18 protein-coding genes are annotated in these 22,600 nt (G+C 74.5%); 8 read left to right on the top strand and 10 right to left on the bottom strand.

What is annotated here, in order from left to right:
- Positions 1-25 precede the first annotated feature (25 nt).
- Positions 26-1,603: a histidine ammonia-lyase gene (gene hutH, locus RDV89_RS09885; RefSeq protein WP_315732860.1), complete on the bottom strand. Its 1,578-nt coding sequence runs from the start codon at positions 1,601-1,603 to the stop codon at positions 26-28.
- A 139-nt stretch (positions 1,604-1,742) separates the two neighbouring features.
- Between hutH and RDV89_RS09880 the strand changes: the two genes are divergently transcribed.
- The 6 genes from RDV89_RS09880 (at position 1,743) to RDV89_RS09855 (ending at position 8,064) form a co-directional block, all read left to right on the top strand.
- The gene (locus tag RDV89_RS09880; protein ID WP_315732859.1) at positions 1,743-2,066 is read left to right on the top strand and encodes a hypothetical protein; all 324 of its coding nucleotides are present in this window, start codon (positions 1,743-1,745) and stop codon (positions 2,064-2,066) included.
- Positions 2,067-2,162: 96 nt separating this feature from the next.
- On the top strand, positions 2,163-3,956 hold the full coding sequence (locus tag RDV89_RS09875; protein ID WP_315732858.1) for a GAF domain-containing SpoIIE family protein phosphatase: 1,794 nt from the start codon (positions 2,163-2,165) through the stop codon (positions 3,954-3,956).
- 94 nt (positions 3,957-4,050) lie between these two features.
- Complete coding sequence (locus tag RDV89_RS09870; RefSeq protein WP_315732856.1) at positions 4,051-5,286, top strand: MFS transporter; 1,236 nt, start codon at positions 4,051-4,053, stop codon at positions 5,284-5,286.
- Between the two features lie 220 nt (positions 5,287-5,506).
- The gene (nhaA, locus tag RDV89_RS09865; RefSeq protein ID WP_315732855.1) at positions 5,507-6,727 is read left to right on the top strand and encodes a Na+/H+ antiporter NhaA; all 1,221 of its coding nucleotides are present in this window, start codon (positions 5,507-5,509) and stop codon (positions 6,725-6,727) included.
- Positions 6,728-6,762: 35 nt separating this feature from the next.
- Positions 6,763-7,527 (top strand): IclR family transcriptional regulator, encoded by a 765-nt coding sequence (locus RDV89_RS09860; protein WP_315732854.1) that lies wholly within the window; start codon positions 6,763-6,765, stop codon positions 7,525-7,527.
- Between the two features lie 66 nt (positions 7,528-7,593).
- The gene (locus RDV89_RS09855) at positions 7,594-8,064 is read left to right on the top strand and encodes a hypothetical protein (RefSeq protein WP_315732852.1); all 471 of its coding nucleotides are present in this window, start codon (positions 7,594-7,596) and stop codon (positions 8,062-8,064) included.
- 15 nt (positions 8,065-8,079) lie between these two features.
- On the opposite strand, the gene RDV89_RS09850 is transcribed toward RDV89_RS09855, so the two are convergent.
- The 9 genes from RDV89_RS09850 to RDV89_RS09810 all read right to left on the bottom strand — a co-directional run bounded on the left by RDV89_RS09850 (position 8,080) and on the right by RDV89_RS09810 (position 17,214).
- Complete coding sequence (locus RDV89_RS09850; protein WP_315732851.1) at positions 8,080-8,931, bottom strand: PhzF family phenazine biosynthesis protein; 852 nt, start codon at positions 8,929-8,931, stop codon at positions 8,080-8,082.
- Positions 8,932-8,986: 55 nt separating this feature from the next.
- The gene (locus tag RDV89_RS09845; protein ID WP_315732850.1) at positions 8,987-9,949 is read right to left on the bottom strand and encodes a peptidoglycan-binding protein; all 963 of its coding nucleotides are present in this window, start codon (positions 9,947-9,949) and stop codon (positions 8,987-8,989) included.
- A 166-nt stretch (positions 9,950-10,115) separates the two neighbouring features.
- Positions 10,116-10,583, bottom strand: a complete 468-nt coding sequence (locus RDV89_RS09840; RefSeq protein ID WP_315732849.1) for a hypothetical protein — start codon at positions 10,581-10,583, stop codon at positions 10,116-10,118.
- Positions 10,584-10,741: 158 nt separating this feature from the next.
- Positions 10,742-12,562, bottom strand: coding sequence for a S49 family peptidase (locus RDV89_RS09835; protein WP_315732848.1), 1,821 nt, complete (start codon positions 12,560-12,562; stop codon positions 10,742-10,744).
- A 70-nt stretch (positions 12,563-12,632) separates the two neighbouring features.
- Complete coding sequence (locus tag RDV89_RS09830) at positions 12,633-13,358, bottom strand: nucleoside/nucleotide kinase family protein (RefSeq protein ID WP_315732846.1); 726 nt, start codon at positions 13,356-13,358, stop codon at positions 12,633-12,635.
- The gene (locus RDV89_RS09825) at positions 13,355-14,218 is read right to left on the bottom strand and encodes a sugar phosphate isomerase/epimerase family protein (RefSeq protein ID WP_315732845.1); all 864 of its coding nucleotides are present in this window, start codon (positions 14,216-14,218) and stop codon (positions 13,355-13,357) included. The genes RDV89_RS09830 and RDV89_RS09825 overlap by 4 nt, the downstream gene beginning before the upstream one ends.
- A 121-nt stretch (positions 14,219-14,339) precedes the next feature.
- The gene (locus RDV89_RS09820; RefSeq protein ID WP_315732843.1) at positions 14,340-15,110 is read right to left on the bottom strand and encodes an ATP-binding cassette domain-containing protein; all 771 of its coding nucleotides are present in this window, start codon (positions 15,108-15,110) and stop codon (positions 14,340-14,342) included.
- The gene (locus RDV89_RS09815; protein ID WP_315732842.1) at positions 15,107-16,141 is read right to left on the bottom strand and encodes an ABC transporter permease; all 1,035 of its coding nucleotides are present in this window, start codon (positions 16,139-16,141) and stop codon (positions 15,107-15,109) included. Before RDV89_RS09815 ends, RDV89_RS09820 begins: the two co-directional genes overlap by 4 nt.
- Positions 16,142-16,188: 47 nt before the next feature.
- A complete protein-coding gene (locus RDV89_RS09810) occupies positions 16,189-17,214 on the bottom strand; it encodes a substrate-binding domain-containing protein (protein ID WP_315732841.1) in 1,026 nt (341 codons plus the stop codon).
- 158 nt (positions 17,215-17,372) lie between these two features.
- On the opposite strand from RDV89_RS09810, the gene RDV89_RS09805 reads away from it, so the two are divergent.
- Complete coding sequence (locus tag RDV89_RS09805) at positions 17,373-18,623, top strand: ROK family transcriptional regulator (protein ID WP_315732840.1); 1,251 nt, start codon at positions 17,373-17,375, stop codon at positions 18,621-18,623.
- 211 nt (positions 18,624-18,834) lie between these two features.
- On the top strand, positions 18,835-22,599 hold the full coding sequence (locus RDV89_RS09800) for a (Fe-S)-binding protein (RefSeq protein ID WP_315732839.1): 3,765 nt from the start codon (positions 18,835-18,837) through the stop codon (positions 22,597-22,599).
- Position 22,600 lies beyond the last annotated feature (1 nt).

Genomic DNA, 22,600 nt, shown 5'->3' with positions numbered 1-22,600 from the left:
GGTCGGGCTCCGGGGCGGGTCTCGTTCACTGCAGCTCTCCGATCTCGCGGGTGACGGCGTCGAGGAGGTCGCCGGAGGCGACGAGGCCGACGCACGCCTCGATCTCCGGGGCGAGGTGCCGGTCCGGGCCGGGACCGCCGACCCCGGCGGAGCGCAGGGCGGCGACCGCGGCGCGCGTACCGGGGGCCGCCTCGACCCCCAGCGCCGCGCATCGCAGCTCGAGGGCCCGGGCCGCGGTCATCACCTCGATCGCGACGACCCGGGTCAGGCCGTCCACCGAGCGCCGCAGCTTGCGGGCGGCCGACCAGCCCATCGAGACGTGGTCCTCCTGCATGGCGCTGGAGGGGATGGAGTCGACGGAGGCCGGGACCGCGAGCCGCTTGAGGTCCGAGACGATCGCGGCCTGGGTGTACTGGGCGATCATCAGCCCCGAGTCCACCCCGGGGTCGTCGGCGAGGAACGGCGGCAGCCCGTGGTTGCGCGCCCGGTCGAGGAAGCGGTCGGTGCGCCGCTCGCTGATCCCCGCGACGTCGGCGGCCGCGATGGCGAGGAAGTCGAGGACGTACGCCACCGGCGCGCCGTGGAAGTTCCCGTTCGACTCAACGCGCCCGCCGCCCGGCTCGGTGTCGTCGAGCAGCACCACGGGGTTGTCGACCGCCGAGGCGAGCTCGCGCTCGGCGACCGCCAGCGCGTGGTCGACGGTGTCGCGCGCCGCGCCGTGCACCTGCGGCGAGCAGCGCAGGGAGTACGCGTCCTGGACGCGGTGGCAGTCCGGGCCCCGGTGGGAGGCGACGACCGGCGAGTCGGCCAGCAGCCGGCGGAGGTTGGCGGCCGACGCGGCCTGGCCGGGGTGCGGGCGCAGCGCCTGCAGCTCGGCGGCGAAGACCCGGTCGGTGCCGAGCTGGGCCTCGACGCTCATCGCAGCGGCGAGGTCCGCCGTGCGCAGCAGCCGCTGCAGGTCGGTGATCGCCAGCAGCAGCATCGCGAGCATCCCGTCGGTGCCGTTGATCAGCGCCAGCCCCTCCTTCTCGGCGAGCTCGACCGGGGCGAGCCCCACGGCGGCGAGCGCGTCGGAGGCCGGGACCAGCGCCCCGGCCGCATCCCGCACCGTGCCCTCCCCCATCAGCGCGAGCGCGCAGTGGCTCAGCGGGGCCAGGTCGCCCGAGCAGCCCAGCGACCCGTGCTCGTGCACCACCGGGGTGATGCCCTCCGCGAGCAGCGAGGCGAGCAGCTGCGCCGTGTCGCGGCGTACTCCCGTGCGTCCCGTCGCCAGCGTCGAGAGACGCAGCAGCATCAGGCCGCGGGTGACCTCGCGCTCCACCTCGGGCCCCGAGCCCGCGGCGTGCGAGCGGACCAGCGAGCGCTGCAGCGTGCGGCGCTGCTCGGCGGGGATGTGCCGGGTGGCGAGGGCACCGAAGCCGGTGGAGACGCCGTACGCCGGGGTCGGCGACGCCGCGAGCGCCTCCACCACCGAGCGGGCGCGGTCGACGGCCGCGAGCGCATCGGAGGCGAGGACCACGGGCGCGCCGTGGCGCGCGACGGCGACGAGGTCGGCGGCGCTCACGGGCCCGGTGCCGACGACGACGGGGACAGGGGTGGTCATGGCTCCATGGAACGGCGCGCAGGAGGTCGGGGGCTACGGGCGAGGCGGCGGGCTCGTCTCGGATCCGAGACGAGCCCATCGCATCCGCCCGTCGGCCCTCCCGGTTTACGTCGGCCGGGCCTCGGGCATCTCGCGCCCCATGGCTTCCCACGCGCGCAACGAGCTCGACGTCCCCGCCGCCCCCGAGGCGGTCGCCGCCGCCGTGCAGCGGGTGGTCCACGAGAACGGGCACCGGCCGGTCGGGCAGAGCCCCGACGGTCTCCAGCTCTCCTTCGTCACGAAGAAGTCGGCGCTGAACTGGGAGCTCGACACCTCGGTGCTGATCACCCCGACGCCGCAGGGCTCGCACGTGACGATCGACCTCGACGTCCAGCAGGGCCGGCCGAAGGCGCTGCTGGACGGCCGCAAGAACAAGAAGGCCGCGCAGCGGATCGCCGACCAGATCGTGGCCGCACTGCGCTGACCGAGCCGCGGCGCCGCCCCGTCACCGCGCGTGGGGGATGATGTCGCGGACCCGCCACCCCGGCGGCGCGTGCGCCGGGAGGCGGAGGAGGGCGGCATGGAGCCTGCGGATGGCCTGCTCGGCGCGGGCCGGCTCGCCGCCGTGCGCGCCGCCGGCGTCGGTCCCGTCGCCGACACGGACCTCGAGCGCTTCGCCCGTCTCGCCTCCGCGATGCTCGACGTGCCCGTCGCGCTGGTCTCGATCGTCGAGACCGGCCGCCAGGTGTTCCCGGGCCAGGTCGGCCTCCCCGAGCCCTGGGCCAGCGCCCGCGAGACGCCGCTGACCCACTCGCTGTGCCAGTTCGTCGCCGCGAGCCGCGAGCCCCTCGTCGTGGCCGACACCCGCCGCGACCCCCTCACCCGCGACAGCCTGGCGATCCCCGACCTCGACGTGGTGGCGTACGCCGGCGTCCCCCTCGTGGACTCCGAGGGCGAGGCGTTCGGGTCGCTGTGCGCCATCGACCACGAGCCGCGGACGTGGACGTCCGAGGAGCTGGCGCTGCTCACCGACCTCGCGGGCGCCTGCAGCGCCGAGCTGCGCCTGCGGATCGCCGCGCGACGCGCCGCCGAGGCCCACTCCGAGCTCGAGCGCGGTCGCGAGCGGGCGGAGCTGATGCTGCGCGCCGCCACCGAGCTCGGGCAGGCGACCACCCTGGCCGACCTGCGCCACCGGGTGCGCGAGCTCGTCGGCGGGCCGCTGCAGCCGGTCTACGTCGGTCTCTCCCTCGTGCGCGACGACGGCCGCCTCGTGCGGGTCGCCGACCCGGAGGGTCCGGTCGGTCTCGAGCGCAACCACCCGACGTACGAGCTCGACGCCGGCTGGCCCACCGCCCGCTGCATCTCCCTGCAGCGCACGATCGTGATCGAGGACGAGGACCAGCTGCTGCGCGACGGCTACGACCCCGTCGCGGTGGACGAGTGGCGCGCGCTGGGGATCGGGGCGGCGACCTGCGTGCCCCTGGTCGGCAGCCACCGGGTGCTCGGCGCCATCGCGTTCTGCTGGGACGGCCCGCACGCCGCGGAGCTGACGGAGGAGGCCGTGCTCTCGACGATCGCGGGCTACGCCGCGACCGCGGTGGCCCGCCTCGTCGAGCTGGAGCAGCGCGTCACCGCCGCGACCGAGCTGCAGGCCGCGATGCTGACCGCGCCGATCACGGTGCCGGGCCTGGAGATCGCCACCCTCTACCGCACCTCCGCGGCGGCCGACATGGTCGGCGGCGACTGGTACGACGTGCACCTGCTGACCCCGGAAGCCCCCGGGCCGGACGCCCCCGACGCCCCGGTCGTCGTCACGATCGGCGACATCACCGGTCACGACATGCGCGCCGCGGCCGTGATGGGCCAGGCCCGCAGCATGCTGCGCCAGGCCGGGATCGACGCGCCGGGGCACAGCCCCGCGCGGGCCCTGACCTCCGTCCAGCGCGCTGCCGAGGTGCTCGACCTCGACCTCAGCGGCACGGCGGTGCACGGACACCTGCGCCCGACCGCGGAGGGCTGGGAGCTGGTCTGGACCAACGCCGGCCACCCGCCGCCGCTGGTGCTCGCCCCGCACGGCGTGCGCACCGTGCTCGACGACGGCGACTTCCTGCTCCACCCCGGCCTCGACCTCGGCGAGCGCCGCGACCACCGCACCACCCTGGCGCGCGAGTCGGTGCTGCTGCTCTACACCGACGGGCTGCTCGACGAGCACCGCGCCGACCACGACGCCATGGTCGAGGAGGTCGCCGCGACCGCCTCGGGCCTCATCGCCGCGGGCCTGCCCCTGGCTGCGGTGGTGGAGGGCCTCGCGGACGCCCTGGTCGGCACGCGGGCCGACGACGACGTCGCGATCCTCGCCGTCCGCGTCACCTGACCGGCCGCCCCCACCGGTCCGCTCGAAGCGAACCCCGTCTCGCCCTGCGAGATCGCCGTTTCACATCGTGGTCACGGAGGCGTTCACTGGCCCCGTGACCGCCCCCGCCCACGAGCAGATCAGCGCGTCGCGACGGTGGGCGATGCTGGCCGCCGGCACCGGCGCGCAGACCGCGTCGGCCGCGATGGTGCACGGCCCGGCCTTCCTCATCCCGGCGCTGCACCTGCAGCAGGGCCTCCCGCTGGCCCGCGCAGGTCTCGTCGCGGCCGCCCCGTTGGCCGGGATCATGGTCGCCCTCATCGCCTGGGGCCTGGTCGTCGACCGGCGCGGCGAGCGCTTCGCGCTGGTCGCCGGCCAGTCGCTGGCCGTGCTCGGCGGCCTGGCCGCCACGCAGTCCGAGGGCCTGGTCGCCCTTTCGGCGGCGCTCTTCGTCGCCGGCGTGGGCGGGGCGGCGACGAACAGCGCGTCGGGCCGGGTCGTGGTCGGGTGGTTCCCGCCGGAGCGGCGCGGCCTGGCGATGGGCGTGCGGCAGACGGGCCAGCCGCTCGGGGTGGGGATCGCCGCGGCGAGCGTCGCGGTCGTGGCGCAGCAGCACGGGGTCGCGGCGGCGCTGTGGGTGCCGACCGCGGTCACGATCGTATCGCTGGTCGTCGTCGTGCTGGTCGTCCTGGACCCGCCGCGCCCGCCCGCGGCGGAGCGGGCCTCGACGCCGAGCCCCTACCGCGGCAGCTTCCTGACCCGTGTCCACGGTGTGTCCGTGCTGCTGGTGGTGCCGCAGTTCGTGGTCTGGACCTACGCGCTGACCTGGATGGTCACCGACCTCGGCTGGAGCACGGCCGCGGCCGGCGCGGTCGTGGCGGGCACCCAGGTCGCGGGGGCGGCCGCCCGCGTGGGGGCGGGCTGGGTCTCCGACCTGGTCGGCTCGCGGATGCGACCGCTGCGGTGGGTGGCCGTCGCGGCCGCCGTGACGATGGTGACGCTCGGGGTGGCGGCGGAGCTCGCGCCCCTGGTGGCGGTCGTGCTGATGGTCGCGGCCTCCGCGATCACCGTGGCGGACAACGGCCTCGCGTTCACCGCGATCGCCGAGCGCGCCGGCCCGTTCTGGTCCGGCCGCGCGCTGGGGATCCAGAACACCGCGCAGAACCTGGTCGCCGCCGCCGTCCCGCCGGTCGCGGGACTGCTGGTCGCCGCGGCGGGCTACCCGGTGACCTACGCGCTCGTCGGCCTGCTGCCGCTGATCGCCGTCGCGCTGGTGCCGGTCGCGGCCGAGCACGACCCGGCCGCGGGGCAGCGTCCGGTCGCGGCGGGCGGGCGACCGGGGGTCCTCTAGGATCGCTCGCGGTGTGCCGGGAAGTCTGGTCGGCGGTCACCCGGACCTTCCGGGGCGTACCCGACCACCCAGGAGCCCCTTCTTGCCCTCTCCCCAGTCCTCCGAGCCTCAGTCCTCCGACCCCCAGTCCCCTGAGCCCCGGTCTCCCGGACCCGAGTCCCCCGACTCCCGCGCCACCGAGACCGATCCCACCCCCGCCCCGCGTGGCTCGAGCACCTTCGTGGGCCGCGTCAGCGGGTGGGCGCGTCGCGAGACGACGGGTGGCCTGTTGCTCCTCGTCGCCACGACGATCGCTCTGCTGTGGGCCAACTCGCCGTGGCGCGAGGCGTACGCGGACCTCGGCGCGATCACCCTGGGCCCCGCCTCGCTCCACCTCGACCTCAGCCTGTCCACCTGGGCGGCGGACGCCGTGCTGGCGGTCTTCTTCTTCGTCGTCGGCCTCGAGCTCAAGCACGAGCTGGTGATCGGGTCGCTGCGCAACCCGAAGGAGGCAGCGGTTCCCGTGCTCGCGGCCGCCGGCGGGGTCGTGGTCCCATCACTGATCTACGTGCTCGTGGTGGTCGGCAGCGGTGACGTCGGGCACCGCGACGGGTGGGCCATCCCGGCGGCCACCGACATCGCCTTCGCGCTCGCCGTGCTCGCCGTCTTCGGCAAGGGCCTGCCGGTCGCGTTGCGGGTCTTCCTGCTGACCCTGGCGGTGGTCGACGACCTCATCGCCATCAGCATCATCGCGCTCTTCTACACCTCCGACCTGGCCCCGCTCTGGCTGCTGCCCGCGATCGCCCTCATCGGCCTGTTCGGGTTCCTGAGCCGGCGACGCCGGGTCCCGGTGGTCGCGCTGGTCCCGATCGCGGTCGTCGCCTGGGTCCTGGTGCACGAGTCGGGCGTCCACGCGACCGTCGCCGGCGTGCTGCTCGGCCTGGTCGTGCCGGCCGTGACGCTGCACGGCGAGTCGGCCGGCCGCGCGCACCGCTACGCGGAGGCCTTCAACCCGTGGTCGTCCGCGCTGGCCCTGCCGGTGTTCGCCTTCTTCGCCGCCGGCGTCACGATCATCGAGGACGGCGGGCCGCTGGCCCTGCTCTCCGAGGAGGTGGCGCTGGGCGTGCTCGGCGGCCTGGTCGTCGGCAAGGTCGTCGGCGTGCTGGGCACGACCGCCCTGGTCGTGCGGCTCACCCCGTTCCGGCTGCCGCAGGGGATCGGCGTGCGCGACCTGCTGCCCGTCGGCGTCCTCACCGGCATCGGCTTCACGGTCGCGCTGCTGATCGCGGAGCTGTCGTTCTCCGACGACCACTTCGTCGAGGCGGGCAAGGCCGGCGTGCTTCTCGCCTCGGTGCTCTGCGCGGTCGCCGGCGCCACGCTGCTGCGCTGGGACGCCCGCCAGGCCCGCCACCGCGACATGAATCTCGACGGGGTCGACGACGGCGACGTGCCGCTGATGTGACGTGGCCGCGGGTCCGGTCCGGCAGGATCGGGCCCGTGAGCAACGTCCCGGCCGCCACCCGCACCCTGCGGGTCCTGCGCTTCCTCGCCACGCAGCCGGGCCCCGCGCCGCTGGAGCGGATCGCGCGGGAGTGCGGCCTGCCGCGCAGCACGGCGTACCACCTCCTCGCCGCCATGACCGCCGAGGGCTTCGTGGTCCACCTGGCCGACGAGCGGCGCTACGGCCTCGGGGTGGCGGCCTTCGAGGTGGGCAGCGGGTACGCCCGCCAGGGCGCCGTCGCGCGGATCGCCCGGCGTCCCCTCGCCGCGCTGGTCGACGCGGTCGGGCACAGCGCCCACCTGGCGGTGGCCCACGGTCGTGACGTGCTCTACGTGGTCGAGGAGCGGGCGCCCGGGCGGCCGCCGCTGGTGACCGACGTCGGCGTACGCCTGCCCGCCCACCTCACGGCCAGCGGCCGGGCGATCCTCGCCGCGCTCCCCGCGGCGCAGGTGCGTGCCCTGTTCCCCGACCGCGACGCCTTCGTCGACCGGCACGGCTCCGGGCCGCGCTCCCTCAGCGCGCTGCGGGCGGTGCTGACCGACACCCGCGCTCGGGGGTACGCCCTCGAGGACGGCGAGGTCACGCCCGGCCTGGCGAGCGTCGCCGCCCCGGTGCTCGACCACAACGGCCACCCCGTGGCGGGGGTGGCGGTGACGTACGGGACCGAGCACGGCGCGGACGGCTCGCCGCCCGCCGGGCTGCCGGCGGAGGTGCGGCGCACCGCGACCCTGCTCTCGCGGCGCCTGGCGGGGACGGGGTAGACCGACCCGGGCCAACCGATCCTCCGCGCCCGGTTTGGCGGTCGGTGGTCCGGGAAGACGGCGACGATGTCGTACCCGACCCCGCCCGAGCAGCCCCACCAGCAGCCGTACCAGCAGCCGTACGAGCAGGGCGGCCCTCCCCCGCAGGGCGGCCGGCGCCGCAACGTCTGGCCGTTCGTCGCGGCCGGCGCCGGCGTCCTCGGTCTGGCCGTGGGGCTCGGCGTCGGCCTCCTGGTCGGCGGCGGCGGGGAGGGCGACCGCGACGCGGCGAACGCGCAGGCCGCCTGCACCGTGGTCGAGCGGCTCGACGCCGACGAGCCACTGCCCGAGGAGGACGCGCTCGAGAGCCCGGAGCTGTGGGAGATCACCGCGATCTCCGGCCTGGCGAGCGCGGCCGGCGCGGGCGACGAGGAGTACGCCACGCTGGCCGAGCGCGGCCAGGAGCTCTCCACCGCGATGCGCGTCAACAACCTGGAGCTCGTGAGCGAGAGCCTGCGGGACCTGGCCGACGAGTGCGGCGAGCTCGGGCTCGACTGAGCGCCGGGGCGGCGCCTACAGCGCCGCGTCCCCCGACAGCAGCGTCACGGTCGCGCCGCCGACCCAGATCCGGCCGTCGTCGCCGGTGCTGACGTGCACCCGCCCGTCACGGCCCATCGCGGTGCCCTGACGGGCGGTGTACGCCGGCGGCAGCACGCCCGTGGCCGTCAGCCAGACCGCCAGGCCCGCGTTCAGCGACCCGGTCACCGGGTCCTCCGGCACCCCCAGCGTGGGCACGAACGCCCGCACCTCGACGTCGGCGGGCTCGGCCGCGCCCCCGGCGTACGCACCGACGACGCCGACGCGCAGGTCCCCCATCCGGCCGAAGTCGGGCTCGAGCCCGAGCACGGTCGCGGCGCTGTCGAGGCGTACGCCGATCCACCCCGGCCCGTTGTCGACCCACGCGAGGTCGAGCACGCGCTCGTCGGCGAGCCCGAGCGAGGCGACGACCTGCGCGCGGGTGTCGTCGTCGACCGGCCCGGACCGGCGCAGCGGCGGGGCCGCGAAGGCCAGCACCTCGCCGCGGCGCACCTCGACCAGGCCCACCCCGCACTCCTGCACGACGACGTCGTCGCGGGCGGGCGCGCCGCCGGCCTCGAGCCAGGCGTGGGCGCTGCCCAGGGTCGGGTGGCCCGCGAAGGGCAGCTCACCTCCCGGCGTGAAGATCCGCAGACGGTAGTCGGCGCCGGCAGCCAGGCCCTCGGACGTCGGGGCCAGGAGGAACGTCGTCTCCGAGAGGTTGGTCCAGCGGGCGAAAGCCGCCATCGTCGCGTCGTCGAGGTCGTCCGCGGCGTGCACGACCGCGACCGGGTTGCCGGTCAGCGGGCGCGGGGCGAAGACGTCGACCTGGGAGAAGGAACGGGCCATGCCCCGCACGCTAGTCGGGTGCGGGGCACGGCCCGTGAGGCGGTGGGCGGGTGCGTCAGCCCACGCAGCCGCTGGTCGGCAGCGAGGAGGGCGCGGGCGGGGCGACGCCGTCGTACACCGCCAGCACCAGCGCCTGCGGGCAGCGCAGCGACCCGTCGACCGTGACCTGGAAGTGCAGGTGCGGCCCGGTCGAGTTGCCGGTGTTGCCGGTGCGGCCGAGCAGCTCGCCGGCCGCGACGGTGCGCGTGCCGCTGAAGGCGTGGCTGTCGAAGTGGCAGTAGAGGTAGGTGGCGCCGCCGGCGCTGAGGCTCACGCCGTTGCCGCAACGGTCGTTGGACATCGCGGTCGCGGTGCCGCCGGTGATGGCGTACGCCGGGACGCCGGTCGCGGTCGGCAGGTCGAGCGCGGGGTACGTGTGGTGCGGGGCGCCGTAGGCCGAGCGGGGCAGGTTGTCGCGCGGGATGATCGGCGCCCAGTCGCCGCCGCCACCCCCGCCACCGCCGGCTCCCGCGAGGCTCTGCCAGGTCGCCGGGCCGACGATGCCGTCGGAGGCCAGGCCGTTGGCGGACTGGAAGGAGCGCACCGCGGCGTCCGTGCCGGGACCGAACGCCCCGTCGACACCGATCCCGGCGCCGTGCTTGTTGAGCAGCACCTGCGCGGCCTGGACGGCCGGCCCGGAGTCGCCCGAGCGGACCGTGACGACGAGCGCCGACCAGGTGCCGGAACCCACGACGCCGTCGACCGCGATCCCGGCGCCGGACTGGAACGCCCGCACGGCGGAGTCGGTCGCGGGACCGAACGCGCCGTCGGCTCCCGTCGCGTGGCCACGGGCGGTGAGCAGGTGCTGCGCCGCGGTGACCTCGGCGCCGATGGACCCCGAGCGCAGCACGGGCCAGGTGGCCGCCGACGCGGGCGGCGCGGAGCTGAGGCCGAGCGCGGCGAGGAACGCGACGAGGGCCGTGACGACGGCGAGGCCCCGGCCGCGGCGTGCCGGCGGCAGGGTCGTGGACGTGGGCATGGAGCGACCTCCCGAGAGCGATCGGCCGGCGCCCGAGTGCGTCGACCTCCCGCGCTCCACCCTCACCCGCCTCCCCGCCGGCCCACAACCCTCGTGCGGCGGAGGGTTCCTCCCCCGCGCGGGGGAGACGGTGGGCGTGCGCCGAGCCGGCACGAACGGCGCGGGGTCAGTGCGGGGGGTTCCCATCTGTCGGCGCAGTCGCGAACGAACGGCCCCAGGACCGCAGGGCAGCTGCGACCAGCCCGGCCGCGGACAGCAGGACCAGGACGTCCACCATCCCGGTCGCCCAGTAGGCCGTGTCCACGCCGTCCAGGCCCGAGGCCTCGAAACCGCTTCGCCGCAGCTGCCAGCCACCCGCGACGCCCACCGCTACGAACACTGCCGAGGCGAGCCCCAGCAGACCGAGAGGCCGCACGGCGAGCCAGGCGACAGCGACGACCACGCCGCTCAGGAGGACACCGAGAGGACTCCAGGACAGGAGGCTGCTCCCGTAGTTCCACCCGATCGGCGGCGGCCCGGCTGCCGCGTCGAACACGATCGCGCCGCGCACGGCGGCGACCCACTGCGCGTTGAGCACCAACCCGACGAGCTGCCCGACCGAGGACACCCCGGCGACTACGCCGAGCACGATCACCGCCCGTGCGTACGACTGCGTCGGCGTCACCCTCCTGCGCGAGAAGACCTCCGCGAGCACGTCGGACCCTCCTCGAGCCACTGGCGCGGCAGACGCGCGCCTCTAGCCCGATGTCTACACACCGCAGAGCCGCCTCGTCCCCGGAACGGCCCGCCTGCTCAGCGCAGCCGGATCCGCCAGGGCGTGGTGAGGACGCCGTACGCCGGCAGCCCGGCGCGCTCGACGAGCAGCCCGAGCACGCGGTCGGCGAGCTCGAACCCCTCGCCCAGCAGCACGGGGGCCGGCGCCCCGGCGCCGGTCAGGAGCGCGGCGGCCGGCGCCTCGCTGCTCTCCGGCGGGTTCAGCGCGGCGAACGGGTTGGGCTTGGGCCAGGCGCGCACGTCGACGTCGGACCGGGTGGTGCCCGCAAGCTCGACCGCCACGTCGACCGCGGCGCTGAGCCCGCCGAGGGTGTCGACCAGCCCACGCTCGGCAGCGTCCACGCCGGTCCACACCCGCCCGCGTGCCACGGCCTGCAGGTCCTCCAGCCCCATCCCCCGGTCCTGCGCCGCCTTGGTCGTGAAGTCGAGGTAGATGTCGTCGAGCCAGCCCTCGAAACGGGCCCACTCCTCGTCGTCGAACGGGCGGTCGGTGGAGAACATGTCGGAGAACCGCCCGGCGCGCACCGTCTCGCTCTCGACGCCGATCCGGCCGAGGGTCTCGGTGAGCACCTGCTTGCCGCCGAGCACGCCGATCGACCCCGTCAGGGTCGCGGCTCCCGCGAGCACCCGGTCGCACGGCATCGCGATGAAGTACCCGCCCGAGCCCGCGACCGCGCCCATCGAGGCCACGACGGGCGTCCCGCCGGCGCGCACCTGCAGGATCGCGTTGCGCACCGCGTCCGAGGCGACCGCCGAGCCGCCGGGGCTGTCGATGCGCAGGACCACCGCGCGTACGTTCTCGTCCCGACCCGCCGAGCGCAGCGCCGCGGCCAGCGAGTCCGAGCCGATGCTCGGGCCGCCGAACGGGTTGGACCCGCCGTTGCGGCCCAGGTGGATCGGACCGTAGGCACCCACGACGGCGACCACGCCCTTGCCCTTCGGCGTGGGAAGCTGGTCGACCAGTCCGGCGAGGGGACCGCCGGGCTTGAGGTAGCGCTCGGCGTAGCGCAGCGTCACCTCGCCCCCGCCCGCTCGCTCGAGGTCGGAGCGCAGCGCGGTGTAGACGTCGTCGCGGTAGCCCAGCCGGTCCACCAGCCCACGCTCGACGGCCTCGGTCGCGCTCAGCGGCCCGGCCTCGAGCGCGGCGCGCACCTCGTCGACGGATCGTCCGCGGGCGGCCGCGACGTCGGCGACGAGGGTGTCGGTCAGTGAGCCGACGATGGCGGAGAGCATCTCGCGGTGCGGGTCGGTCAGACCGCGCTCGAGCAGCTGGTTGGCAGCCGTCTTGTACTCGTACCGCTGCCCCAGCTGCGTCTGCACGCCCAGCTTGTCGAGGGTGCCCCGCAGGAAGGTCGCCTGCGCCGAGACGCCGACGAGCCCGACCTGGCCGGTGGGCTGCAGCCACACCTCGTCGAAGGCGCTGGCCAGGTGGTAGGCCGCGTTGCCGCCGACCATCTCGCCGTACGTCTCCGCCCACGCCACCGCCCGCTTGCCGGCGGCGCGGAAGCGGCCGACCGCAGCGTGCAGCTCGGCGGAGGCGGTCAGGCCCACGTCGCCGACGTGCACGACGAGACCGACGACCTCGGCGTCGTCCGCGGCCTTCTCCAACGCACGGACGAGGCTGCGCAGGGTCGGCGTCTGCATCGACCGGAACGCCTCGACGGGCGTGGCCGGCGGCGCCTCGAGGAGGCCACGGGCGAGGTCGACCTCCAGCAGGAGGCGCTCGCGCCCGCCCCGCCGACCCGCCACCTTCGTCACCGAGGTGAAGGACGCGACGAGGGGGTCGAGGTACTGCCGCAGCTGGTCGGGACGGAGCTGGTCAGGGATCCGGACGGCCATGGCCCGACCCTACGGGCCGGCGCCGACAGGCCGTCGACGTCCGACCTCGACGTCCGGGCCGGCGCCCGCCTCAGACCCTGTCGGGGTCCAGCACGAGGTCGGCGTGCGCCCGCCCTGCGCCCACGAGGCGGGCGTTCGGCTCGTCGACCTCGTCGACCCAGGCGGCGGCCGCGGCCGGCGACTTGCCGAAGCGGACATGACGTCCGACGAGCCGCTGGCGGCGCAGGTGGTCGGGCACCGCGACGAACCAGGTCTCGTCCAGCAGGGCCCCGACCTCGCCCCAGCCCTGCGCCACGTACGCCGCGTCGCCGCCCGCGCCGAGCAGCAGGTAGTTGCCCTCGGTGACGACGAGCCCGGCGCCCGGCAGGACCGCGAGCGCGGCCGCGAGCGGCTGCTCGAGGTCGCGCTCGAACCCGGGGACGTAGACGGCGTGCTCCCGCTCGGTACGCACCCGGCGCAGGGTGGCCGCGTACCCCCGGGCGTCGAATGTGTCCGGCGCGCCCTTGCGGTCGCGGCGGCCCAGCCGGTCGAGCTGCGCGTCGGCCAGGTGGTAGCCGTCCATCGGCAGGTGCGCGACCCAGTCGGGCCCGGAGCCGTACGGCGGCCGCGCGGCCAGCGCGACCAGGAGCCGGTCCACCAGCGTCGACTTCCCGGCGCCCGGGGCGCCGACGACGCCGAGCACGGCCCGCCGGCCGGGCGTGCGCGCGACGAGCGCGTGCGCACGCTCGACGAGCGCGTCCAGCGAGCCGGACGCGCCCGGCTCTACCGGCTCGACCGGCTCGGCGCTCGTGCTCACGCGCCGTGCGCGGCGAGCTGCGTCGCCATGAAGCCGCGGGCGTGGGTGGCGAGGTCCATGCCGTCGTCCCACAGGTTGCGCCACACCGCGAGGTCGTTCGACAGGGTCGGCGAGACGACCGCGGAGGAGAACGACTCGAAGGTGATCGGGCCGGTGTAGCCGACCTCGGCCAGCGCCGCGAAGAAGGCGTCGAAGTCGATGTGGCCCTGACCGAGGTAACCGCGGTGGTTCTCGCCGATGTGCACGTAGCCGAGGCGCTCCCCGACCAGGCGGACCGGCCCGTCGAGCGAGTCCTCCTCGATGTTCATGTGGTACGTGTCGAGGTGGATCGTCACGTTGTCCGCGCCGATGTCGTCGGCGAGGCGCAGCGCGTCCGCGGCCGTGTTGATCACGTTGGTCTCGTAGCGGTTGCAGATCTCCAGGCCCAGCGTCATCCCGCGCTCGGCCGCCTCGGCGGCCAGGCCCTTGAGCACCTGCACGACGTTGGCGCGGCCCTGGCTGCTCAGCGGCGCGGCGTACTTGCCCAGCGCGGAGTAGAGCGCGCCCGTGAAGTGCGTGCCGCCCAGGTCGTGGGTGATCTGCAGCGAGTCGTGCAGCAGCTTCTCGCCACGCTCGACGACCGCGAGGTCGTCGCTGGAGACGTCGGCGTCGAAGGCCAGGCCGCGCGAGCAGGCGATCGCGATGTCGGCCTCCTCGAGGGCGGCGCGCGCCGCGGCGACGTCGAGGTTGACGGCGTCGTGCAGCGAGAGCTCGAGCAGGTCGTAGCCGGCGGCCTTGGTCTGGCGCACGGCGGTGGCGACGTCGGTCGGCGTGGTGCCGCCGACCCAGACGAGGGCGTGCACACCGAGGGGGTTCGTCACGGAGGGGCCTTTCGAGGACGGTGCGATCGGGTGGGGGGTGGGACGAGGGAGTGGTGTCCGGCCGGGCAGCCGGAAGGGGGACCTGCTGCCCGGCCGGAGCGAGGGGAGGGCGTACGCGCGCTCAGGCCGCAATCGCCCCGGTGATCAGGCCGACGATCTCCTGGCCCGTGGTGGCGTCCGTGCGTCGACCGGCGACGCAGCGGCCGGCGCGCATGACCCAGACCTGCTGGCTCAGGCGCATCACCTGGTCGAAGTTGTGGCTGATCAGGAGGACGGCGTGGCCCTCGTCGCGCAGCCGCAGGATCAGCTCCTCGACGCGGGCGGTCTCCTGCACGCCCAGCGCTGCGGTCGGCTCGTCCATGATCACCAGGCGCGACGAGAAGCCGGCTGCGCGGCAGATCGAGACCGCCTGGCGCTGGCCGCCGGACAGGCGGCGCACCCGCGAGGTCACCTCGGGCACGTTGACCGCCAGCTCGGCGACCATCTTCTGCGCCTCGGTGCGCATGCGGCGCCGGTCGAGGAAGCCGAAGCGGGTCAGCTCGCGGTTGAGGAAGAGGTTCTGCCACACCGTGAGGTCCTCGACGAGCGCGAGGTTCTGGTGGACCGTCTCGATGCCGGCGGCGCGGGCGGCCTCGGGCGAGGCGAACGAGACGGGCCGACCGTCGAGCAGCACCTCGCCCGACTGCGGCCGGTGCACCCCGGAGAAGCAGCGCACCAGCGTGGACTTGCCGGCGCCGTTGTCACCGACGAGTGCGGTGATCTCGCCCGGCGCGACGGTCACGTCGACGTCGCGCAGCGCGCGCACGCTGCCGAAGGACAGGGAGACGCCGCGCGCCTCGAGGATCGGGCCGCCGGACGGCTTCGCAGCAGGGGTCTTCTCAAGCGACGTCACTTCTGGAACCTCATCAGGAAGGCCGCCGCCACGACGACGACACCGACGGACAGGGGCTGGTAGTGCGCGGAGACGCCCATGGTGGTGAGGCCGTTGAGCAGCACCGTAAGCAGGAGCGCGCCGAAGACCGGGCCGAGGATGCTGGCCTTGCCGCCGAAGAGGCTGACGCCGCCGAGCACGACCGCGGCGACCGAGTTGAGCAGCAGCGTGGTGTTCGCGGCCGGCGGGGTGGAGCCCAGGCGGGCGACGATGATCAGCGCGGCCACACCGGCGAGCAGGCCGGCGATGGCGTACACCGCGATCTTCACCCGGGCGGTGGAGATGCCGGTCGCGGTCGCCGCCTCGGGCGAGCCGCCCGTGGCGAGCACGTGCGTGCCGAACCGCGTGTGGAAGAGGACGACGTGCGCGAGGACCGCGACGACCAGCGCGATCACGACGATCCAGCTGACCATCTCGACGGGGCCGTCGAGGGCGATGGTGAACAGGAAGCCCTCCGTCACGGTGACCGGCTGGGCGTCCGAGAGCACCAGCGCGAGGCCGGAGGCGGCCGAGAGCATCCCGAGCGTGACGACGAAGTCGGTGACCTTCGCCTTCGCCACGAGGAACCCGTTGACCAGACCGGCCAGCAGGCCAGCCAGCACGGCGCCGGCGAAGCAGACCCAGAGGGACTGCCCGGCCAGGTAGAGCTGGCCGAGCACCACGACCCCGAGGGTGAGCACCGAGGACAGCGACAGGTCGATGCCCGCCGTCGCCACGACGAAGGTCTGCGCGACGGCCAGGATGATCAGCGCCGCGGCGGCCGACAGCATGCCCGCGACGTTGCCCGAGCTCAGGAAGCCCGGGTCGAGCACCCCGAAGAGCACGACGAGGGCGACCAGCCCGACGAGGGCGGCCCAGTCGGCCCAGAAGCCGACGTCGGTGAGACGGGTGACGACCGCACGGCCGGCACCACCCGAGGCGGGTGGCGCCGGCGCGGGCGACGCCGGGGACGCGGTGGGACCGGCCGGCGAACCGGTGGCGGCGGTGGACATCGTTGCTCCGTCTCCTGCGTACGTCGTGGGGTGGGGGATGACGCGGGTCAGTCGACCAGCGCGGCGAACGGGTCCTCGTACTCCTCGAACGGCGCGGGCGCCGCCTCGAGGGCCTGGTCGACGTTGTCGGCCGTGACGAGGGCGACCGGGGCGGTCACGTTCTCGGGCAGGTCCTCGCCGGCGATGGCCGCGCGGCACGCGTTCACGCCCATCTCGCCGATGGCGTAGGGGTACTGCGCGACGACCGCCGACAGCTCGCCGTTCGCGACGCCGTTGAGGCCGTCCTCGACGCCGTCGACCGTGATGATCTCGACCTCGCCGGTGCGGCCGACGTCGGCGACCGCGCGGGCGACGCCGAGGCCCATGTCGTCGTTGGCGACGAAGAAGCCCGCCAGGTCGGGGTTGGCGCGCAGGATCGTCGTGGCCTGCGTCAGCGCCTCGTCGCGCGACCAGTTGGCGTTGACCGTCTGGACGATCTCGACACCGTCGCCGACCGCCTCGGTGAAGCCGTCGAGGCGGGCGTTGCTGGTCACGTCGCCCGCGATGCCGCCGACGAGGGCGACCGTGCCGCCCTCCGGGAGCAGGGTGAGCATGTGCTCGCCACCGAGCCGGCCGGCCTCGTTGTTGTCGGTGCCGATGTAGGTGTCGGGGGTCGCGTCGGCCTGCTCCGCGGCGTCGGCGTCGACCGGGCTGTCGATGTTGACGATCGGGACGTCCTGCGCGGCCAGGCCGGCGAGGCCCTGCACGAGGTTGGTGCCGTCGATCGGGTTGACGATCACGCAGCCCGGGTCCTGCCCGGCGACCACGTTGAGCTTGTCGAGCTGGCCGGTCGTGTCGGTGATGTCGGCCGCGGCCTGGACGTCGACGCTGATGTCGGCGGACGAGGCGCCCGCGTCGATCCCGTCCTCCATCTGCTGGAAGAAGGGGTTGTCCAGACCCTTGATGACCGCCGAGATCGACTCGTCGCCCGAGCCGGCGGAGGAGTCGTCGCCGCCGCAGGCGGAGGCGACGAGGCACAGGCTTGCCGCGACGGCGGCGGCCGCCAGGTGGCGGGAGCGGGGAGCACGACGCATGGGGGATGTCCTTCGGATCGGTGCCGCGACCACGACGTCGGGGCGGGGGTGTGACCCCAGTCATGAGGTCGAGGAGCATCGAACCTCGATTAATGACTTCTGTCAATCATTAATGAAGGCCTTTCCGTTTCTCGCCGACTCTTATTAGGGTGTGAACCATGTCGACCGCACCCACCGGCCCCGCCGGCGCCCCGCTCGACGGTGCTGCCGGACCCGCCGGGTCGTCGGCCGGCATCGTCGGGCCCGGCGAGCTGCTCGCGCTGTTCCGCGCCCGCTCGCCGCTCACCCGCACGGAGGTGATGGCGCTGACGGGCCTGTCCCGGTCGACGGTCAACCAGCGCATCGACCTGCTGCAGGACGCCGGACTGCTCGTGGAGCGCGACCTCGGCGTCGTCCCGGGCCGCGGCCGCGGCCGACCGGCCGGCGCGTTCGCCTTCAACGTCGAACGGGGCGTCCTGCTCGTCTGCGACATCGGCGCCACGGCGCTGCGCGCCGCGGTCTGCGACCTCAGCGGGCGGGTGCTGCTCGACGCCCCGGCGCTGAGCGACGTGACCGAGGGCCCCGAGGCCGTGCTGTCCCGCGTGGACCCGCTGTTCGCCGACCTGCTGGCCCGCACCGGACGCGAGTCCGGCGACGTCCGCGGCATCGCCCTGTCCGTCCCGGGCCCGGTGGACCACGAGCAGGCCACCGTGGTGAGCCCGCCGATCATGACCGGCTGGGACCGCTTCGACATCCGGGCCTGGTTCGCCCGGACGTACGACTGCCCCCTGCTGCTGGAGAAGGACGCCACCGCGATGGCGTGGGGCGAGTACCGCACCCACTACCAGCACGCCGACACCCTCCTGATGATCAAGCTCGGGACGGGCGTCGGCGCCGGCATCATCGCGGGCGGGCGGATCCACCGCGGCGCTGACGGCGCGGCCGGCGACATCGGGCACACGCAGGCGCTCGGCGACGACGGCCTCGACCCCCTGTGCCGCTGCGGCAACACCGGCTGCGTCGAGGCCCGGGCGGGCGGGTGGGCGATGCTGCGCGACCTCGTGGCCGCTGGTCGCGACCTGTCGACCGTCGACGAGGTCGTCGAGCGGATCCGCACGGCCGACCCTGTGGCCGTCGGGCTCGCCCGCACGGCCGGCCGCGTGCTCGGCGTCGCGCTCGCCGAGACCGTCAACATCCTCAACCCGCGCGTCGTGGTCGTCGGCGGCCAGCTCGCCGAGGCGGAGGAGCAGATCTTCGCGGGGCTGCGCGAGATGGTCTACTCCCGCTCGCTCCCCCTGGCGACGCGACGCCTCGAGCTGCACCGCAGCCGCCTCGACGTGCGGGCCGGCTCGGTCGGCCTCGCCCTCCTCCTGGCCGACCACGTCTTCGCCCCGGCCAGCGTCGACGCCGCGCTCGCCAGCGCGACCTGACGCTGCCCGCCACCCAACACCGCGGGCGTACGCCTGCGCGCAGCGCACCGACCACCCCGCGGCCACCCCGCGACCGGCGGAAGTTACCGCCAAGTAGGATGCGAGTCACAACCACTGGTGTGACGCAGCGAACGCCGCGACACTAAGGTCGGACGACGCGCTCGTGTCGATGTGGCCGACACGGGCGCCCGTATGACGGGAGCTCTGCAGCATGAGTGCTATCCAGATCGTCGCCATCGTGGTGGCCCTGTCGGTCACGGCCGTCGCGGTCGCGATGACCACCGCAGCGGTCCGCTCGATCGTGTCGACCGTGAAGGTCGGCCAGCCGGTCGGCCCCGGGCGCAGCGACCAGCCGTGGCGACGCACGGTGACGATGGTGAAGGAGACGTTCCTCCACACCCGGATGCTGCAGTGGCACTGGGTCGGCATCATGCACTGGTTCGTGTACGCGGGCTTCCTGCTGCTCTCGACCGCGGTCATGACCGGCTACTTCCAGCTGTTCGACCCCGAGTTCGCCCTGCCGATCATCGGCCACTTCTTCCTCTTCGAGTGGGCCAGCGAGGGCCTCGGCCTGCTCAGCACGATCGGCATCGTCTTCCTGATCGTCTACCGCCAGCGCAAGCACCCGCGCAAGGACGGTCGCCGCAGCCGCTTCTACGGCTCGAACCAGTGGCAGGCGTACTTCGTCGAGGCGATGGCGCTGCTCGAGGGCTCCGCGATCCTGTTCATCCGCGGCGCGGAGTACAACCTCGGCCAGGTCGCCAGCGACCACCCCGAGGACTTCAACACGTTCCACTTCCCGCTCAGCTCGCACGTCGGCAACGCGCTGTTCCCCTCCGGCGCGGGGTCCGAGGCCGCCCTCGAGAACATCATCGTCGTCATCGCGCTGATCAAGATCCTGCTCGCCATGGTCTGGCTGATGGTCATCTCGGCAAACCTCACGATGGGCGTCGCCTGGCACCGCTTCACCGCCTGGCCCAACATCTGGTTCAAGCGCGAGTCGAGCGGCCGCACCGCCCTCGGCGCGCTGAAGCCGCTGACCTCGGCCGGCAAGCCGGTCACGCTCGACGACCTCGACGACCTGGACGAGGACTCGACGCTCGGCGTCGGCAAGCTCGAGGACTTCTCCTGGAAGGGCATCCTCGACTTCACCACCTGCACCGAGTGCGGCCGCTGCCAGAGCCAATGCCCGGCGTGGAACACCGACAAGCCGCTGTCGCCGAAGCTGCTGGTGATGGGCCTGCGCGACCACGCGTACGCCAAGGCCCCCTTCTCCAAGGCGGGCGGCGAGGACAGCGAGGCCGCGGTCGCGCTGCTGGAGAACGACCCGGCCCTGGCCCGCGAGGCCGAGCGCCCGCTGGTCGGCGACACCGGCGACGACTGGTTCTACATGCCGCAGGACGGCTCCGCGGTGATCGACCCCGACGTGCTGTGGTCCTGCACCTCCTGCGGCGCCTGCGTCCAGCAGTGCCCCGTCGACATCGAGCACGTCGACCACATCGTCGACATGCGCCGCTACCAGGTGCTCGTCGAGTCGAACTTCCCCGCCGAGCTCAACGGACTGTTCAAGGGCCTGGAGAACAAGGGCAACCCGTGGAACATGTCCGCCACCGCACGGATGGACTGGGCCAAAGGCCTCGACTTCGAGGTGCCCGTGGTCGGCGAGACCATCGAGTCGCTCGACGAGGTCGACTGGCTGTTCTGGGTCGGCTGCGCCGGCGCGTACGAGGACCGCGCGAAGAAGACCACGCGTGCGACCGCCGAACTGCTCAACATCGCGGGCATCAGCTTCGGCGTGCTCGGCAACGGCGAGACCTGCACGGGTGACTCGGCCCGGCGCGCGGGCAACGAGTTCGTCTTCCAGGGCCTGGCCCAGCAGAACGTGGAGACGCTCAAGGACGCCAAGGCCAAGAAGGTCGTCTCCACCTGCCCGCACTGCATGAACACGCTGAAGAACGAGTACAAGGACCTCGGCATCGAGCTCGAGGTCATCCACCACACGCAGCTGCTGAACCGTCTGGTGCGCGACGGCAAGCTCACCCCGGTGGCGGACGGTGCGGGTGCTCACCAGCGCAAGATCACCTACCACGACCCCTGCTACCTGGGCCGGCACAACCAGGTCTACTCCCCGCCCCGCGAGCTCCTGCAGATCATGCCGGGCGCCGAGGTGAAGGAGATGGAGCGCAGCGCCGAGCGGTCCTTCTGCTGCGGCGCCGGCGGCGCGCGCATGTGGATGGAGGAGACCATCGGTGAGCGCATCAACCTCAACCGCACCAAGGAGGCCGTCGGCACCGGGGCGGACCAGATCGCGGTCGGCTGCCCCTTCTGCCGCGTCATGCTCTCCGACGGCCTGACCTCCGAGCAGTCCAACGGCAACGCCCGCGAGGAGGTCGAGGTCCTCGACGTCGCACAGATGCTCCTGGCGTCGGTGAAGGGCGAGCAGGCCACGAAGCTGCTGCCCGGCGCCGCGCCCCAGGCCGCCCCCGCCGCGAAGGCCGCTCCCGCGGCGAAGTCCGCCGGGAAGCCCGCCGACAAGGACGAGGCCACCAAGGCCGAGCCCGAGGCCGGCGACGTGACGATCACCGAGGACACCGTCACCGAGACCGCCGACGCCGGCCCCCTGGCCAAGGCGTCCGGAGGCTCGTCCCTCTTCGACACCCCCGGGGCGAAGAAGGAGGAGCCGAAGAAGGAGGGCACCGGCGGGTCGCTGTTCGGCTCCGACACCTCCTCGCTCTTCGACTCCCCCGCCCCGGCAGCCAAGGGCGAACCGGAGGAGAAGGCGGAGCCCGCGAAGCCTGCGACGAAGGCCGAGCCCGCCTCCGGCGGCTCGCTGTTCGACCTGGGCGGTGACGCCCCGGCCAAGCCGGCGGAGAAGCCGGCGGAGAAGGCGGCGGAGAAGCCGGCTGCCGAGCCGGCGAAGCCCGCGGCCGACCTCGGGTCGGGCGGCTCGCTGTTCGACGTGGCCCCGTCCGCGCCTGCGGCGAAGGCCGCCCCGGCCGAGCCGGCGACGACGGAGGACACGACGACGGAGTCCCCTGCCGAGCCTGCCGCGAAGACGGCCGAGCCGGCGACGGAGCCGGGTACCGACCTGGGCTCGGGCGGCTCGCTGTTCGACATCAAGGCCAAGGCGGAGGCGCCTGCGGCCAAGCCCGCGCCGAAGGCGGCCCCGGTCGAGAAGGCACCCGCGGACGAGGCACCGGCGGACAAGGCACCGGCGGACAAGGCACCGGCGGACGAGCCGTCCGCGGACCGCGCCACCGGCTCGACCACGGCACCGGCGACGTCGATCCCGTCGGGAGGTTCGCTCTTCGACATCGCTGCCCCCGAGCCGGCGACGCCGGCCGCGAAGCCCGAGGCGGCGGCGCCGGAGCCGGAGGCGCCGGCTCAGGAGACCGAGCCCGAACCGACCGAGTCCGCCGAGGCCACAGAGGCGGAGGCCGCACCGAAGGCCGCCGCGTCGACGACGGCGAGCACTCCCGCGACCGACGTCGACATCAACGCCGCCGGGTCGCTGTTCGACTTCGCCGCCCCCACGGCCGCTCCGGTCGCGAAGGCGGAGCCCGCCGCGGCCCCCGAGCCCGAGCCGACCGTTGAGGCGGAGGCGGAGCCCGAGCCGACCCCGGAGCCGGAGCCGGAGCCCGAGCCGACCCCGGAGCCGGCCGGGACCGCGAAGCCCACGGCGGCCGCAAGCACCCCGGCGACGGACGTCGACATCAACGCCGCCGGGTCGCTGTTCGACTTCGCCGCGCCCGAGCCGGCGCAGCCGGCCGCCAAGGCGGAGGCCGAGCCGGTCGCGCAGGCGCCCGAGCCCGAGCCCGAGCCGCAGGCAGAGGCCAAGGCGGAGCCGGAGCCGGAGCCCGAGCCGGAGCCCGAGCCGGAGCCGGAGAAGCCCACCCGGGCGACGTCCAACGGGGCCGCACACACCCCGCGTACCGACGCCGACATCCACGGGAGCAGCTCCCTGTTCGACCTCTGAC

Source organism: Nocardioides imazamoxiresistens, from assembly GCF_032378595.1.
Taxonomy (GTDB): Bacteria; Actinomycetota; Actinomycetes; order Propionibacteriales; family Nocardioidaceae; genus Nocardioides; species Nocardioides imazamoxiresistens.
Note: the sequence above shows the minus strand (reverse complement) of the source record. Positions and strands in the feature narration are given on the sequence as shown.